Annotated in this window: 9 protein-coding genes and 1 pseudogene; 3 read left to right on the forward strand and 7 right to left on the reverse strand. The window is 69.4% G+C overall.

Annotated elements, in window-relative coordinates; genetic code table 11:
* Positions 1-761 precede the first annotated feature (761 nt).
* The gene (locus ACZ7DY_RS17395; RefSeq protein WP_471135948.1) at positions 762-1,301 is read left to right on the forward strand and encodes a hypothetical protein; all 540 of its coding nucleotides are present in this window, start codon (positions 762-764) and stop codon (positions 1,299-1,301) included.
* Between the two features lie 324 nt (positions 1,302-1,625).
* On the opposite strand, the gene exaC is transcribed toward ACZ7DY_RS17395, so the two are convergent.
* From exaC to xylB, 6 genes are all read right to left on the reverse strand, one after another.
* Positions 1,626-3,149, reverse strand: coding sequence for an acetaldehyde dehydrogenase ExaC (gene exaC / locus ACZ7DY_RS17400; RefSeq protein ID WP_471135951.1), 1,524 nt, complete (start codon positions 3,147-3,149; stop codon positions 1,626-1,628).
* Between the two features lie 324 nt (positions 3,150-3,473).
* A complete protein-coding gene (locus ACZ7DY_RS17405) occupies positions 3,474-4,739 on the reverse strand; it encodes a GAF domain-containing protein (RefSeq protein WP_471135954.1) in 1,266 nt (421 codons plus the stop codon).
* A 130-nt stretch (positions 4,740-4,869) separates the two neighbouring features.
* A complete protein-coding gene (locus tag ACZ7DY_RS17410) occupies positions 4,870-5,469 on the reverse strand; it encodes an N-acetylmuramoyl-L-alanine amidase (RefSeq protein WP_471135957.1) in 600 nt (199 codons plus the stop codon).
* Between the two features lie 159 nt (positions 5,470-5,628).
* Positions 5,629-6,666, reverse strand: coding sequence for an acetamidase/formamidase family protein (locus ACZ7DY_RS17415; RefSeq protein ID WP_471135960.1), 1,038 nt, complete (start codon positions 6,664-6,666; stop codon positions 5,629-5,631).
* A gap of 285 nt (positions 6,667-6,951) precedes the next feature.
* Complete coding sequence (locus tag ACZ7DY_RS17420; RefSeq protein ID WP_471135963.1) at positions 6,952-8,262, reverse strand: ROK family protein; 1,311 nt, start codon at positions 8,260-8,262, stop codon at positions 6,952-6,954.
* 14 nt (positions 8,263-8,276) lie between these two features.
* Complete coding sequence (xylB, locus tag ACZ7DY_RS17425) at positions 8,277-9,731, reverse strand: xylulokinase (protein ID WP_471135966.1); 1,455 nt, start codon at positions 9,729-9,731, stop codon at positions 8,277-8,279.
* 119 nt (positions 9,732-9,850) lie between these two features.
* Here xylB and xylA point away from each other — a divergent pair, with 119 nt between their 5' ends.
* Together xylA and ACZ7DY_RS17435 are read left to right on the forward strand one after the other, a co-directional pair.
* Positions 9,851-11,017, forward strand: coding sequence for a xylose isomerase (gene xylA / locus ACZ7DY_RS17430; protein WP_471135968.1), 1,167 nt, complete (start codon positions 9,851-9,853; stop codon positions 11,015-11,017).
* Positions 11,018-11,155: 138 nt separating this feature from the next.
* A pseudogene (locus ACZ7DY_RS17435) lies at positions 11,156-12,255 on the forward strand (hypothetical protein).
* A gap of 85 nt (positions 12,256-12,340) precedes the next feature.
* Here the strand turns inward: ACZ7DY_RS17435 and ACZ7DY_RS17440 are convergent.
* Positions 12,341-13,693, reverse strand: coding sequence for an esterase-like activity of phytase family protein (locus ACZ7DY_RS17440; RefSeq protein ID WP_471135970.1), 1,353 nt, complete (start codon positions 13,691-13,693; stop codon positions 12,341-12,343).
* Positions 13,694-13,973: the final 280 nt, after the last annotated feature.

Raw genomic sequence — 13,973 nt, forward strand, 5'->3', positions numbered from 1 at the left:
GTCCATGCACGCCTGGATTTCCGGCATGAAGCTTTACCGCATGCGCGCCCGCGGGAAAGCCCCCCCCCCGCATGATCAAGCTGCCCAATTTGCGAACTACGGTGCCGTCGCACAGATCTGGATGCCTGGCGGGACGCATGCGAGAGAGATTTTGACACTTGGCGATGAGTTGCAACGTCCGTTTCTGGGACATTCGCGAGCGCGCTGACCGGCGCAAGGCTTTTATGGTCCGGTGGACGGTCAACGGACGCGAAAAATCAGAGTCATTCACGACCGTCGGGCTCGCCGAGAGCAGGCACGCGAAGCTGATGACGGCGGCGCGCGAGGGCGAGCCTTTCGATGAGCACACGGGGCTGCCGGGAACACCCGTCGTGCGCTGGCCGACGCATTCGCCACCATTACGCCTGGCCTGGTGCATCCTGGCGCAACACATCCGGAGCCGCGGGTGCTGCGGCGCGCCTTGTACTCGTGGGCGTTCAACAAGAACGGATGGACCCAAGAGCCGACCGAAGAGTGGCGGAAGGCCTTGGACTGGCTGAAGCGAAACTCCCAGCCCGTTAGTGCCCTCGCGGAAGCCGACGTGCTGCGGCGGGCGTTGGACGCCCTGGGTCGCAAGCTGGACGGCAAAGCGGCTGCGGCTAAGACGGCGCGGCGCAAGCGAGCTGCGCTGAGCGAGGTGCTCTACATTGCCGTGAAGACAGGTCTTCGCGGGGAATCCTCTCAACGGGCTGAGGCGGAACGCTCCGGCGGTCAGCGAGGAGGTGGACCCGGCTGCCGTCCCCAATCCGGCCCAGGTCGCCCGGCTGCTTGCGGCGGTTGCTCAGCAGCGCGGGCGCGGCCCTCACCTGGAGGCGTTCTTCGGCTGTATGTACTACGCGGCCATGCGGCCGGCTGAGGTCATTCACGTCCGGCTCGACCAGTGCCATCTGCCCGAGACCGGATGGGGGATGCTCAACCTGTCGGGCGGCGTCGTCACCGCGGGCAAGGAGTGGACGGACGACGGCGTGGTGTACGAGGTGCACTCGCTCAAGCGCCGTGCGGCTTCCGCGACCTGGCCGGTGCCCATCCCGGCGCAGTTCGTGCGCATCCTGCGCGCGCACATCAATCGGTTCGGCGTGGCGCCGAACGGGTGGGTGTTCCGGAACCAGGCCGGCAACTACGTGGACGCGTCCGCGTATGGCATTACGTGGGCGTGGGCACGGAAGCATGTCCTGGCCTGCACGGAACTCGCCTCCGGGCTGGCCAAGCGGCCTTACGATCTGCGGCACGCTGGAATCTCGGTTCTGGTTGTACTCCGGTGAGGTCCCGGCCGAATGCGCTCGCCGCTCGGGCCAGAGCATCGAGGTCCTCTTCCGGCACTATGCCAAGTTCCTGGATGGCGTCCGGGGGCAGGCCAACCGGCTGATTGAGCAGCCCGTGCAGGAGTGGGACCGCGTCAGTCAGGGCTCGGCGCCAGAGGGGTGAGTCGGGGTTTTGGTCAGTGACTGGTCCGGAAGAGCTGGTCAGAGCGGGATGACGGTGGGAGGAACTGGAAGTTACAACGTAAACCGGACCCTGCTCTACCCGGGTCGACCAGAAGGCGCCTGACCGGCAAAAGCCCAGGTCAGGCGCCCTTTTTCGTGCCTCTAGAAGAAGCCCAGCTTCTTCGGCGAGTACGAGACGAGCAGGTTCTTCGTCTGCTGGTAGTGCTCCAGCATCATCTTGTGGGTCTCGCGTCCGATGCCGGACTGCTTGTAGCCGCCGAACGCCGCGTGCGCCGGATACGCGTGGTAGCAGTTCGTCCAGACGCGGCCCGCCTGAATGGCCCGCCCCGCCCTGTACGCGGTGTTGATGTCACGCGTCCACACCCCGGCCCCGAGGCCGTACAGCGTGTCGTTGGCCGTCTTGATGGCGTCGTCGAAGTCGTTGAACGAAGCGACCGAGACGACCGGGCCGAAGATCTCCTCCTGGAAGATCCGCATGCGATTGTCGCCCTCGAAGATCGTCGGTTGGACGTAGTAGCCGCCCGCCAACTCACCGTCGTACTCCACACGTTGGCCGCCCGTCAGCACCTTGGCGCCCTCCTGCTGGCCGATGTCCAGGTAGGAGAGGATCTTCTCCAACTGGTCGTTGGATGCCTGCGCGCCGATCATGGTGTCGGTGTCGAGCGGATGCCCGGCCTTGATCTGTTCCGTACGAGCGATCGCCGCCTCGAGGAACTCGCTGTAGTGCCCGCGCTGCACCAGCGCCCGCGACGGACAGGTGCACACCTCGCCCTGGTTGAGGGCGAACATCGTGAAGCCCTCCAACGCCTTGTCCCGGAAGTCGTCGTCGGCGGACCACACGTCGTCGAAGAAGATGTTCGGCGATTTGCCGCCCAGCTCCAACGTCACCGGCTTGATGTTCTCGGAGGCGTACTGCATGATCAACCGCCCCGTCGTGGTCTCCCCCGTAAAGGCGACCTTGGCGATGCGCGGGCTGGAGGCCAGCGGCTTGCCCGCCTCGACCCCGAACCCATTGACGATGTTGACGACCCCCGGCGGCAACAGATCGGCGACGAGGCTCATCCAGTAGTGGATGGAGGCGGGGGTCTGTTCGGCGGGCTTGAGGACGACGGCGTTACCGGCCGCGAGCGCCGGAGCCAGCTTCCAAGTCGCCATCAGAATGGGGAAGTTCCACGGAATGATCTGGGCGACGACGCCGAGCGGCTCATGGAAGTGGTACGCGATGGTGTCCTCGTCGACCTCGCTCAGCGAGCCCTCCTGCGCGCGGATGACGCCCGCGAAGTACCGGAAGTGGTCGATGGCCAGAGGGATGTCGGCGGCGAGCGTCTCCCGGACCGGCTTGCCGTTCTCCCAGCTCTCGGCGACCGCGAGCTGTTCGAGATTGGCCTCCATCCGATCCGCGATCTTGCGCAGGACATCCGCGCGCCCGGTGACGGACGCACGCCCCCACGCCGGCGCGGCCGCGTGCGCGGCGTCGAGCGCCCGCTCGACGTCCTCGGCGGTGCCCCGGGCGATCTCTGTGAACGGCCGGCCGTTTACCGGACTCGGGTTCTCGAAGTACTGGCCACGGGCCGGCGCCACATACTCGCCACCGATGAAGTGGTCGTAACGCGACTGGTAGGAGACGATCGCGTCCTCGGTGCCGGGCGCTGCGTAACGGGTCATCTTGGCTTGCCTCCCGGAGCAGGCTGCCCGCCGTCGGGCAGCTCTCGCCCGGAGGCTAGGAGCGCGTAGGTTGCATCGACGTTGCGAACCTTCCGCCGTACGGGGCCTGCCCGCTTGCCCCCTCCCCACCAATCCTCCAACGTGTGCCCCCGTGCCTCGTGCCACTTGTTCAGGATCCCGCGGCCGCTGCCAGGGTCTCTGGCTGCACCAGGGTTCCTTCCCTCCCCCCCCGGCCCCCCAGCCCCCACCCCCCGCCGCCCCTCACCTCCCGCTACTCGAAGGCCCCGCCCCCTCGCCGCCCCACCCCCGGCCCCCAACTACCCGTCACGTCCCGGGCCCCGCCGCCGTCAGCTCCGCGTCGAGTTCGCGCAGCCGGGCCAGGACCGGAGCTGTCGGACGCAGCGTGGCCAATGCCCTCCACACCACCAAGTCCTGCTCACCCCACGGCGCGTGTGCCCAGTCCGCGAGCAGGTCCGGGTCGTTGCGGTCGACCAGCGCGGCCCGCAACTGATCCGCGAGTCTGCGGCGGAGCCGGACCAGGGCCGGTGCCTGCGACTGCGGCAGGAGCGGCCCGGCATACGCCGCGGCAGCCGCCGTCACCGCACCCGCCCCCAGTCGCCGCTCCACGGTGTCGACGTCACACTCGACCGGCGCAGCCAGCCGGTACGGTCGCGATCGCAGCAGCTCCGCACCCAGAATCCGCCGCAACCGCGCCATCTCGGCCCGCAACGTCACCTGCGGCACCGACTCGTCCTCGTAGAGCGCGTACAGCAACTCGTCCCCCGTCAGCCCCTCCGGGTGGCGAGCCAGCAGCACGACGATCTCGCTGTGTCGACGGCTGAGCCGAACCTTGCGGCCACCGGCGATCAGCAGCGCCTCGTCCCGGCCGAGGGCGGCGAGCTCGACCCCTTTGCCGGCTCCCACCGGAGGGGCGAGCAGCGCCAGGTGGGACTCCGCGGCCCGAGCGACGGCCTGTACGAAGGCGAGACTGTGCGGGTGCGCAAGGCCGTCACCACCGGTGATGTCGACGGCGCCGATCAACCGCCCCGACCGTGGATCGTGTACAGGAGCCGCCGCACAGGTCCACGGCTGGACGCGCCGCATGAAGTGCTCGGCGGCGAAAACCTGCACCGGCCTGTCCACGGCGACCGCCGTCCCCGGCGCGTTGGTCCCCATGGCGGACTCCGCCCACCGCGCACCCGGCACGAAGTTCATCCGTCCCGCCCGCTGCCGGGTCAGCGTGTGGCCCTCGACCCACAGCAGCCTGCCCTGTGCGTCGCACACGGCGAGAAGGTGCTCGCCGTCCGCCGCGAAGGTGCCCATCAACTCACGGAACAGCGGCATCACCCGTGCCAACGGATGCTCCGCCCGGTACGCGCCGAGATCACCGTCGGTGAGCTCGACCGCCGCGCCGAACCCCTCCGGGCTCACCCGCGCCCTCGCCGACCTTCGCCATGAGTCGGCCACCACCGAGCGCACCGGCAGGGAAATCGTCCCCGCATCGGTGAACCTTTCGTGGGCCCGACGCAGCATCCTGACCCGCTCGGTGGGATCTGCGCCCGGCTCCAGGGCCACCCATGGATCGGTCAACTCGGCCTCCGGGGACGGCGATGCGGTGCTGCCATCGTCGCCCCAGAGCGAGGAGCCGACAAGGAGATCGGGCTCCTCAAGGTGTATGTACCGGCGGCCCTAGCGAAGGCCGCGGTCTGCTTGCGCGAGGTCAGGCGAAGTTGACGAGGCGGAGATAGCGCGACCAGTCCCAGTAGGGGCCCGGGTCCGTGTGGTCTGAACCGGGAACTTCGTGATGGCCGATGATGTGCTCGCGGTCCTTGGGAATGCCGTACTTGGAGCAGATGGCTGCGGTCAGTGCGGCGGAGTGCTCATACAGTGCGTTGGTGAAGTACTCGGGTTTGTCGACCCACCCTTCGTGTTCGATGCCGATGCTGCGGGTGTTGTAGGTCCAGTTCCCCGCGTGCCAGGCAACGTTTCGTTCGCGGACGCATTGGGCGATGTGGCCGTCCGCGGAACACACCACGTAGTGGGCCGACACCTTCTTCGCCGGGTTCTGGAAGATGGCGAGCGTGTCCGCGTACGTCTCCTGCGTGACGTGGATGATCACGTAGTCGATGGGATAGGTGGTCGGGCGGTTGGACGCCGTGTAGTTGGAGCTGCTCGCCGGGACCGATTCGGCCGACGGGTAGTCGACTGCGAGGGCCCCGGCAGTCGCGCGGGTGGCGGGCAGGAGTGCCGCGGGAATGGCGGCGGCGACCGCGCCCTGCAGCAGCCGGCGCCGGCTGGGGAAGCGTCTTGCTCGATCCATGACGTGCCTGCCTCTCGGTGGGGGGGAACGGCTGGTCTGGCGCTGTACTGGAGAGGACCAGTGCGTCGGCGCCCACCTGGCGGGTGGGACCACCGCATTGGAGTAGCCGCAGCGCCGGAACCGGACGAGAGGGGCCGTCCTGTCGAGAGGCGCTCGGGTCTATGCGAGGTGGAGATGGGCTGGCCCGTGCGGCAGCAACGCTGCTGTCTCACGCAGCCGCGCGTGCAGCCCACGGTGAGTCTCACGCGCGGGCAGCCATTCCTTGCGGATCTTGGCCGCGCACGTGTAGTTGGTGTCGCAGACGTTCGCGAGGGGCGACTCGACCGTTTGCGTCGCGAACTGATACGAGTCCAGCTCACTGAAGCCGTAATCGCGTACCAGCCACTGCACCAGGTCGAGCTGGGATATGCGGAAGGCGTCCTCGAGCGGTCGCGCCGAACCCGTCGAGATGATGTGCGTGTCGGACTCCAGCCTGGGCCAGGGTGTGGCCACGCCCTTGAGGAGCTCGACGATCACCACGGTGTTCATGGCGCATTCGACGGCCACCCCGCAGGTCTCACCCTCGCCCTGCCGTGCGTGTCCGTCGCCGAGGCTCAGCAGCGCGCCCTCGACATTCACCCCCAGATAGCACGTGACGCCGGCGCGCATCTCGGGCGTGTCCATGTTGCCGCCGTGGGCATCGGGGACGAGTGCCGAGCGCACCTCGAGATTGGCGGGCGCGACCCCGACTGTGCCGCGCATGGGGTCCATCGGCAGTTCGATCTCGAAGTCGCTGTCCCGTGCCCTGAACCGTGCGGTACGGCGGATCCGGTCCAGCTGCCATATCCACACGGCTTCCGGCAGCGGCGGCTGGAGCGACGCCGTGGAGTGCGTGGAGGTGAGGGCGCCGAACAAGGGCACCGTCGTGGAAGCCGCCCAGTCGCGGGCCGGTTCGATCGATACGAAGTGAACGGCGACGGTGTCGCCCGGCTCCGCCCCTTCTACGTAAAAGGGCCCTGTCTGCGGATTCAGGAACGGGAACTCGCAGACTTCGGAGACCAGGTCCTTCTCCGAACGCACGTTGCCCGCGAAGCAGTCTTCCGTGAAGAGGTCGAGGACCGTGCCCGGCGTGATACGCGCGACCGGAGGAGCGCCGCCGAACGTCCAGGCAAACTCGCCCGGCTCGGGTCGTACGGTGAGGATCTTGGGATCACGCATGGCGCTTTGCTCCAGTCTGGTGGTTCGGGCTGACGGATCGGCGCCCGGGACTGGATTTCCCCGCATTGGAATCCCCCGATCCGTGACGTCACCGCCTTGTTTTCGCTCGTCGAGCGGCGGCGCGTCACGTGAATTACGGTACGGCGCCCGCTGGTTGAGGCGGAAGGGCGTGGCTCGGATCTGTGCACAGCAATGCGATTGTGGATATCCACGTCACCCGACCGGGGGATCGGGAGGGGTGGACCGTGGGCGGATCACGGGCGGACGCGGAGGTTGGGGGGCTTCCTACGTCCCCGACCCACGTACGCCGGAGCCCGAGGCCGGGTCCTCACCAGCATGACCACTCGGGCTCACGCCCGCCCCCTTAGTCACACCCGCCCCCGCCGTCACACCGGCACCCGTGCCCACACTCGCGGGGTCATCCAGCACGGCCCGCGCCACAGAGCGTGCCGCGCCGAGCAGAGGGCCGTCCGGCCCGAGACCGGACACGGTCACTTCGCAGCCTCGGCCGGCCGTGCGCCCCGTCAGTTCATGCTCGAGTGCGGGCAGCAGCCACGGCGCGAGACGCGACAGCGCACCACCGAGCACCACTGCCTGCGGATCCAACAGGTTGACGGCGCCGGTGAGGGCGATCCCCAGCGCGGTTCCCGCGTCGCGCAGCGCCTGCCGTACCGTTTCGTCACCCGCGGCGGCACGCTCGGCGAGAAGTTCGTTCCGGTCTTCGCCGGGGTCCAGGCCAGCGGCGCGGAGCACGGCCTCCTGGCCCGCGTACTGCTCCAGGCAGCCACGTCCTCCGCAGGGGCAGGCCTTCCCGTCCGGCTGTACCGGCACATGCCCCAACTCGCCGGCGAACCCGTGCGTGCCGCGCAGCAACCGCCCGTCGACGATGAGCGCGGCGCCGATGCCGATCTCCGCGGAGATGTGGAGGAAGTCCTCTGGGGATTCCTCGCCGAGCCACAGTTCCGCGAGGGCGCCAAAGTTGGCTTCGTTGTCCACGGTCAGGGGCAGTTCGGTGGGGAAGAGGCGACCCAGGTCGATGTCGGCCCAGCCGAGGTTGGGCGCACGGACGACCGTCCGCGTATCGCGGGCGACGAGCCCGGGGACGGCCACCGCCAGGCCCGTGGGGGAGAGGCCCGTCTGCCGTGCCTCGGCGCTCACCTGTTCCACCAGGAGGGCGAGCTCCTCCAGCACCGGTACGGGCGAGCGCCCGCGGTTCCCGGCCTGCCGTACGGCACGCGCGCGGACCTCACCTCGCAGATCGACCGCACAGGCGGCGAGGTGGTCGACACCCACCTCGGCGCCGATGCCGGCGGGGCCTCGCGCACTGACCGCGAGGGCGGACCCAGGGCGCCCGACTCGCCCCGCCCGCCCCGGACCGAGCTCGTCCAGCAATTCCGAGCGGATCAACTCGTCCACCAGGGTGGAGACGGCGGCACGCGTGAGTCCGATTCTGGAAGCCACCGAGGCCCTGGACAGCGGCCCGTGCGCGGCCACCGCGTGCATTACCCGGGAGAGATTGCGGCGGCGCATCCCCTGCTGGGTGTCGGGCAGTCGGCCGGACGCGGCCCGGCGCTCGTCGTGCAGCGGTGCGGTCATGCCTCGGTCAGTCCTCACTCCCCGTGGGGCGCCCTGTCCAGGAGCGGCGCCGCGTCGGAGAGTACCTCGGAGATCCGGGACAGGGTCGCTTCATCACGGGTTACGGGGTCGAGCACGGGACCCCGAGCTGTGTCCCAGCGCCGCGCGACGGCGCTCGGGTCCTCGCCGGTGAGCAGGCCCGCCGCCTGTGCCGCGGCGCCGAGCGCCACCAGTTCCTTCGCCTGCGGGACCTGCACCGGGCGTCCGGAGAGGCGTCGCACGGTGTCCTGCCAGGCCGTGCCGCGCGCTCCGCCCCCGATGAGCAGCAGCGGGGAGGAGCGGTCGGCGTCCGGGTCCAGGACGAGATCGAGTGCGTTGAGCAGCGAATGCACCGCTCCGTCGTAGGCGGCCTGCAGCAACTGCCCGGCGGTCGTGTCGTGCCGCAGGCCGTGCAGGAGCCCGGAGGAGTGGGGGAGGTTCGGTGTGCGCTCGCCGTCCAGGTAGGGCAGCAGCGTGACCGATCCGCCCGGCTCGACCGCTTCGCGTTCCAGGTTGAGCAGTGCTGCCACGCGGTCGACGGCCAGGGTGCAGTTGAGGGTGCAGGCCAGCGGTAGCCACGCGCCGTGTGCGTCGGCGAAGCCCGCGACGGTCCCGGTCGGATCCGCGGGCCGGCGCTCCGACACCGCGTACACGGTGCCCGAAGTGCCGAGGCTCAGGACCGGTGTGCCGGGGCGCAGGCCGAGCCCCAGGGCGGCCGCCGCGTTGTCACCGGTGCCCGGGGCGATCAGTGTGCCTCTGGAGAAGGGCAGTTCGCCGCAGTCCCGGACGGTTCCGACGACCTCGCCGGGCCGTGCGACACGGGGCAGCAGTGACGGGTCCAGGCCCACCATCTCGAGGATGCCTTCGTCGTACTGTTCCGTCCCCGACGCCCACCATCCCGTTCCGGAGACGTCACCTCGGTCGGTCGTGCCCAGCCCGGTGAGGCGTTCCGTGAGGTAGTCGTGGGGAAGGCGCACCGCGGCCGTGGCACGGGCGGCCGCCGGTTCGTTCTCCGTGAGCCAGGCCCACTTCGTCACGGTGAAAGAAGGCCCGGGGACGCTGCCGACACGGTCGGCCCACACCTTGGGACCGCCGAGACGCTCGACGAGGCTGCGTGCCTGCGGGGCGGACCGTACGTCGTTCCAGAGCAGAGCCCTCCGTACGGGCTTGCCGTCCTTGTCGAGCGTGACGAGCCCGTGCTGCTGGCCGGCGATCGACACCGTGGAGGCTTCCCGGGCGGCGTCCCCGCACTGTCGGAGGGCCGCGCACAGGGCGTCCCACCAGTCCTGGGGGTCGCTCTCGCGGCCGTCGCCCGTACTGACGCGGTGGGGAGCCTGGCCGCTCGCGACGACCCGGCCGGTGGCAGCGTCGACGACCAGGACTTTCGTGGATTGCGTGGACGTGTCCACGCCGACGACGAGCGGGCCCTGGGCTGTGGGCGCTGATGACATGACGGTCTCCGTTCCTGCGGCTCTCTCCGGGTATGCCCCGGAGGTCCCTCCTCTTCCCAGCGGCGCCTTCGGATACTAATTTGTAAACGGCCATGACGAAATAGGTGAGGGAGCCGCACATGAACTACCAGCCCACTCCGGAGGACAAGTTCAGCTTCGGCCTGTGGACCGTCGGTTGGCAGGGCAGGGACCCGTTCGGAGACGCCACCAGGGCCGCGCTCGACCCGGCAGACTCAGTGCGGCACCTCGCCGAACTGGGCGCCTACGGAGTGACGTTCCACGACGACGACCTGATTCCGTTCGGGGCATCCGAGTCGGAGCGCGAGGGGCACATCAAGCGATTCCGGCAGGCGCTGGACGCCACTGGACTCGTGGTCCCGATGGCCACCACGAACCTCTTCACCCACCCCGTCTTCAAGGACGGCGCGTTCACCGCCAACGACCGCGACGTCCGGCGGTACGCGCTGCGCAAGACGATCCGCAACATCGACCTCGCGGTGGAACTGGGCGCGCGTACCTACGTGGCCTGGGGAGGCAGGGAAGGGGCCGAGTCCGGTGCCGCGAAGGACGTCGGCCCCGCCCTCGACCGCTTGAAGGAGGCGTTCGATCTGCTCGGCGAGTACGTGACCGCCCAGGGTTACGACCTGCGGTTCGCCATCGAGCCGAAGCCGAACGAGCCGCGCGGTGACATCCTGCTGCCCACCGTCGGACACGCCCTCGCCTTCATCGACCGCCTGGAGCACCCCGAATTGTTCGGTGTCAACCCTGAAGTGGGCCACGAGCAGATGGCGGGCCTGAACTTCCCGCACTCCATCGCCCAGGCACTCTGGGCGGGCAAGCTCTTCCACATCGACCTGAACGGCCAGACCGGCATCAAGTACGACCAGGACCTGCGGTTCGGCGCGGGCGACCTGCGCAGCGCCTTCTGGCTGGTGGACGTCCTGGAGCGCGGAGGCTACGACGGGCCACGCCACTTCGACTTCAAGCCGCCGCGTACGGAGGACCACGAAGGGGTGTGGGCGTCGGCAGCGGGATGCATGCGCAACTACCTGATCCTTCGGGAGCGTGCGGCCGCCTTCCGTGCCGACCCCGAAGTGCGCGAGGCGTTGCGCGCCGCGCGCCTGGACGAACTGGCCGTCCCCACCGCCGACGACGGGCTCTCCGGGTTGCTCGCCGACAGGAGCGCCTATGAGGCGTTCGACGTGGCGGCGGCCGCAGAGCGTGGAATGGCGTTCGAACACCTCGACCAGTTGGCCATGGAGCACCTGCTGGGCGTCCGAGGCTGACCTCCACGCTTTCGCCGGCCTGCCCCCCGGCGGCCTACCGTGCGCCCGGCCGGTCTCGGTGTCAGCGCTCTGTGTCATGATGCGGACGCTTCCCGGGGGAGTGGGGGCGTGGGCTGTTGATCGCCAGGGGGTTTGGGGATGGGTACGGGTACGGAGCCGGGTGGCTCGTCCATGTCCGACGAGGAGTGGGAGCGGTTTCTGCGCGAGTCGGTGGCGGGTACCGCCGACGCGCCCAAGGAGCCCTCTGCGCGCGCCCGCGACGTGGCCGGGCGACTGCGTGCGGAGCCCGGCCGAGGCCAGGAGGGCTGGCGCACCTACACGCCCGCGCATCCCAAGCGGCGCACGGGCCGGTACGTGGCCGGGCTGTTGGCCGCGCTGGTGATCCTGGCGGTGGCTCTCGCACCGCGGGGCGCGTGCTGGACCTGTTCTCCGGCGACGACTCCGACTCCTCGCCGCTGGCGGCCGAGAGCGGCCGCCCGACTCAGGCACCCCCGGTAGAGCCGGCCCAACGTCCCACGAGGGACAAGCCGTTCCGCGGGTCACCGGCGGCGGCCTGGGCGAATGGCGCGGCGGGCATCACCGTGCCGAAGGCCAAGGCCGTGGGCTGGATGAGCAAGGCCGAGGTGGACCGGGCCCTCGCCCGCAGCCGGGACTTCCTCGTCGCGTCGGGACTGGACCGCGGGGTGCTGCGGGGCGAGCGCCCCGAGAAGGCGATCGCACTGATCAACCCGCACCAGAAGGACGTCCAAGCCTTCCTGGGAACCGCTTTCCGGGCCCCGAGCGAGAAGAGCGACCCCCTCCTCCTCTTCAGCCGCTTCAAGCCCTCTCGTACGCACCTGGTCGGCGACGTTGTGAAGACCCGGGGCCGGCTCACCTACGGGGAGGGCAAGCGAGGCGGGCTCCAGGTGACCGCCGACGTCACCTTCGTCTACCCGGTCACCCGCGCGGGCGCGGGCGGCGACGAGATCGTACGCACGATCGTCCGGCGTGAAATGGTCCTGAGCTGGGACGACCCCGACAAGGTGGTCACCGAGCCGGGCACGTTCTCGATCGTCTCGTACAAGTACGACATGACCAACGGCGGTTGCGGTGCCCACACGGGCTACTTCACCCCGCCCTTCGACACGCACCGCCGGGCGGACGATCCCGACAGGGAGGTCGACCCGTACGACCGCAGTGCGCCGGTCGGAGAGGGCGCGCCCTCCGGGGACGGATGCGCGAAAGCCACGCAGTCGTAGCCGGGCAGCGTCAAGGGCAGTCCGCCTACGCCCCGCGCGGCAGCCCAGTTCGAACAGATCAGAGCTTCCGGGTCGGTCCGCCGAGTCAGTACTTCCGGGGCAGTCGGACGTAGGTCACCGTAGTCTCGATGTCACTGTCGACAAGGCGACCCTGCTTGTCGAAGGCTTCAGGCCCGTCACTCATCCCGAAGTCGTTGTCATTGATGAGGGCAAGGGTGCGGTTGTCGACTCGTGCCACACCCTCGATCTTGTCGGGCACGTCCTCGACGGAATTCAGGTCCACCACCAGACGCTTGGCGAGGACGGGCACTCCAGAGGCTGCCGGGTCGTCCAGCTGCTCCAGAGAGGGCCGCGTCGTGGCCTTGTCCCAGGGGCCGCCGAGGATGTCCGCGCGACGGTTGAGCGTCACCGTCTGCGCCCGTGCGGCTCTGTCGGTGCGCTCCTGTACGAGCAGCCGGTCGCGCCCGATGGCGACAAGGGAGGAGATCTTCAGCTCTGAGGTGTCGTCCTCACCGGGGTCGACGACACCGACGGGGTCGAAACGATAGGCATACTCGGCCGTGACAGCCTGCTTCTTCGGTGAGAAGCGCAGCAACCGGGTGGTGCGCGAGCCGTCGCCCGCGTTCTCGTCCGGCACGGAGAGAGGGCTCTGCACGGCCATCACGAGGTCGCCGCCAGGCAGCTGGGCGAGCCCTTCGAAGCCGCGGTTCGCCTTGCGATGCAGCAGGATGCCCGGGAGGGCCTCGACCACCGGGTAGTCGGCGCCCCGCAGCTTCAGCCCCCGGGGGACGTAGCGCTTGATGACCTTCCCGCGCGCGGAGACGTGGACGAGCGAGGGGCCGTACTCGTCGACCAGCCAGAAGCTGCCGTCCGACGCCCGCACGATTCCTTCGGTGTCGAGACCGTTCGGGTCGTACGAGATGCGCTCCCGCGCGTCGTAGGTGTACGGGACCTCGTCGCGGCCCTCCTGGTTGGGCAGGCCTGAGACGGGCCTTCCGGACGAGGTCGTCAGGGGCAGCGCGGAGACGACCCCGACCTTCCCTCCTCGCACCCGGATCTTCACGATGGCCGGGTCGAAACCGGGGACGGGGAACGTGCGCCGCTTCTTGCCGTCCACCTTGATCTGGCCGTTGGGCCCCCGGTCGGTCACCGTCCAGAACTCACCCTTGCGCCCTGCCGGGTAGAGGTCGCTGCCGATGCCGCCGAGGTCCACTCCACGGTCGTTCTTCACAGTGCCCGGGAGCAGCGCGTTGCTGAAGTGACCGAGGGGGATGTTCCCGAGAGTCGCTGTCCCGGTGACGCGCGCCTCGCCGTGGCCGCCACTCACCTGTCGGCCGTTCGCGGTGGCCGCCACTGTGAGGGTGGCGGCGATCACGAGGGGCACGCCGAACGCCATGGAGCGGCGTACGCGGCCCTTGCGGGCGGTGTGCGGGGACATCGGGCCTCCTGGGGCACGGGTTCGGTTGACAGCGGCCAGACTTGGCCGTCGGCACGAACACGAGGGGGCTGTCAGGTGAACTGGGGGAGACGCATCGACGGCGCCTCCTGCGAGGGGCAGGAGGCGCCGCCGCCAACCATCGGTCCGATCAGCACCCGAGGGGCGCGGTGCCCAAGCCATCCCCCTTCAGATAGGTCGCGCGGACTGGACTGACGAATCCGATGCCCCGCTGATGAGCCCCGTAAGGCTCTTGCGGTCAGACCTCCCTGATCCGACCAGA

The sequence above is a fragment of the Streptomyces sp. NPDC037013 genome (assembly GCF_055607265.1).

Bases quoted from the DNA above. Each gene is read 5' to 3' on its own strand.
- ACZ7DY_RS17440 (WP_471135970.1), bottom strand. From the start codon at position 13,693: ATGTCCCCGCACACCGCCCGCAAGGGCCGCGTACGCCGCTCCATGGCG.
- exaC (WP_471135951.1), bottom strand. From the start codon at position 3,149: ATGACCCGTTACGCAGCGCCCGGCACCGAGGACGCGATCGTCTCCTAC.
- xylA (WP_471135968.1), top strand. From the start codon at position 9,851: ATGAACTACCAGCCCACTCCGGAGGACAAGTTCAGCTTCGGCCTGTGG.
- xylB (WP_471135966.1), bottom strand. From the start codon at position 9,731: ATGTCATCAGCGCCCACAGCCCAGGGCCCGCTCGTCGTCGGCGTGGAC.
- ACZ7DY_RS17420 (WP_471135963.1), bottom strand. From the start codon at position 8,262: ATGACCGCACCGCTGCACGACGAGCGCCGGGCCGCGTCCGGCCGACTG.
- ACZ7DY_RS17415 (WP_471135960.1), bottom strand. From the start codon at position 6,666: ATGCGTGATCCCAAGATCCTCACCGTACGACCCGAGCCGGGCGAGTTT.
- ACZ7DY_RS17410 (WP_471135957.1), bottom strand. From the start codon at position 5,469: ATGGATCGAGCAAGACGCTTCCCCAGCCGGCGCCGGCTGCTGCAGGGC.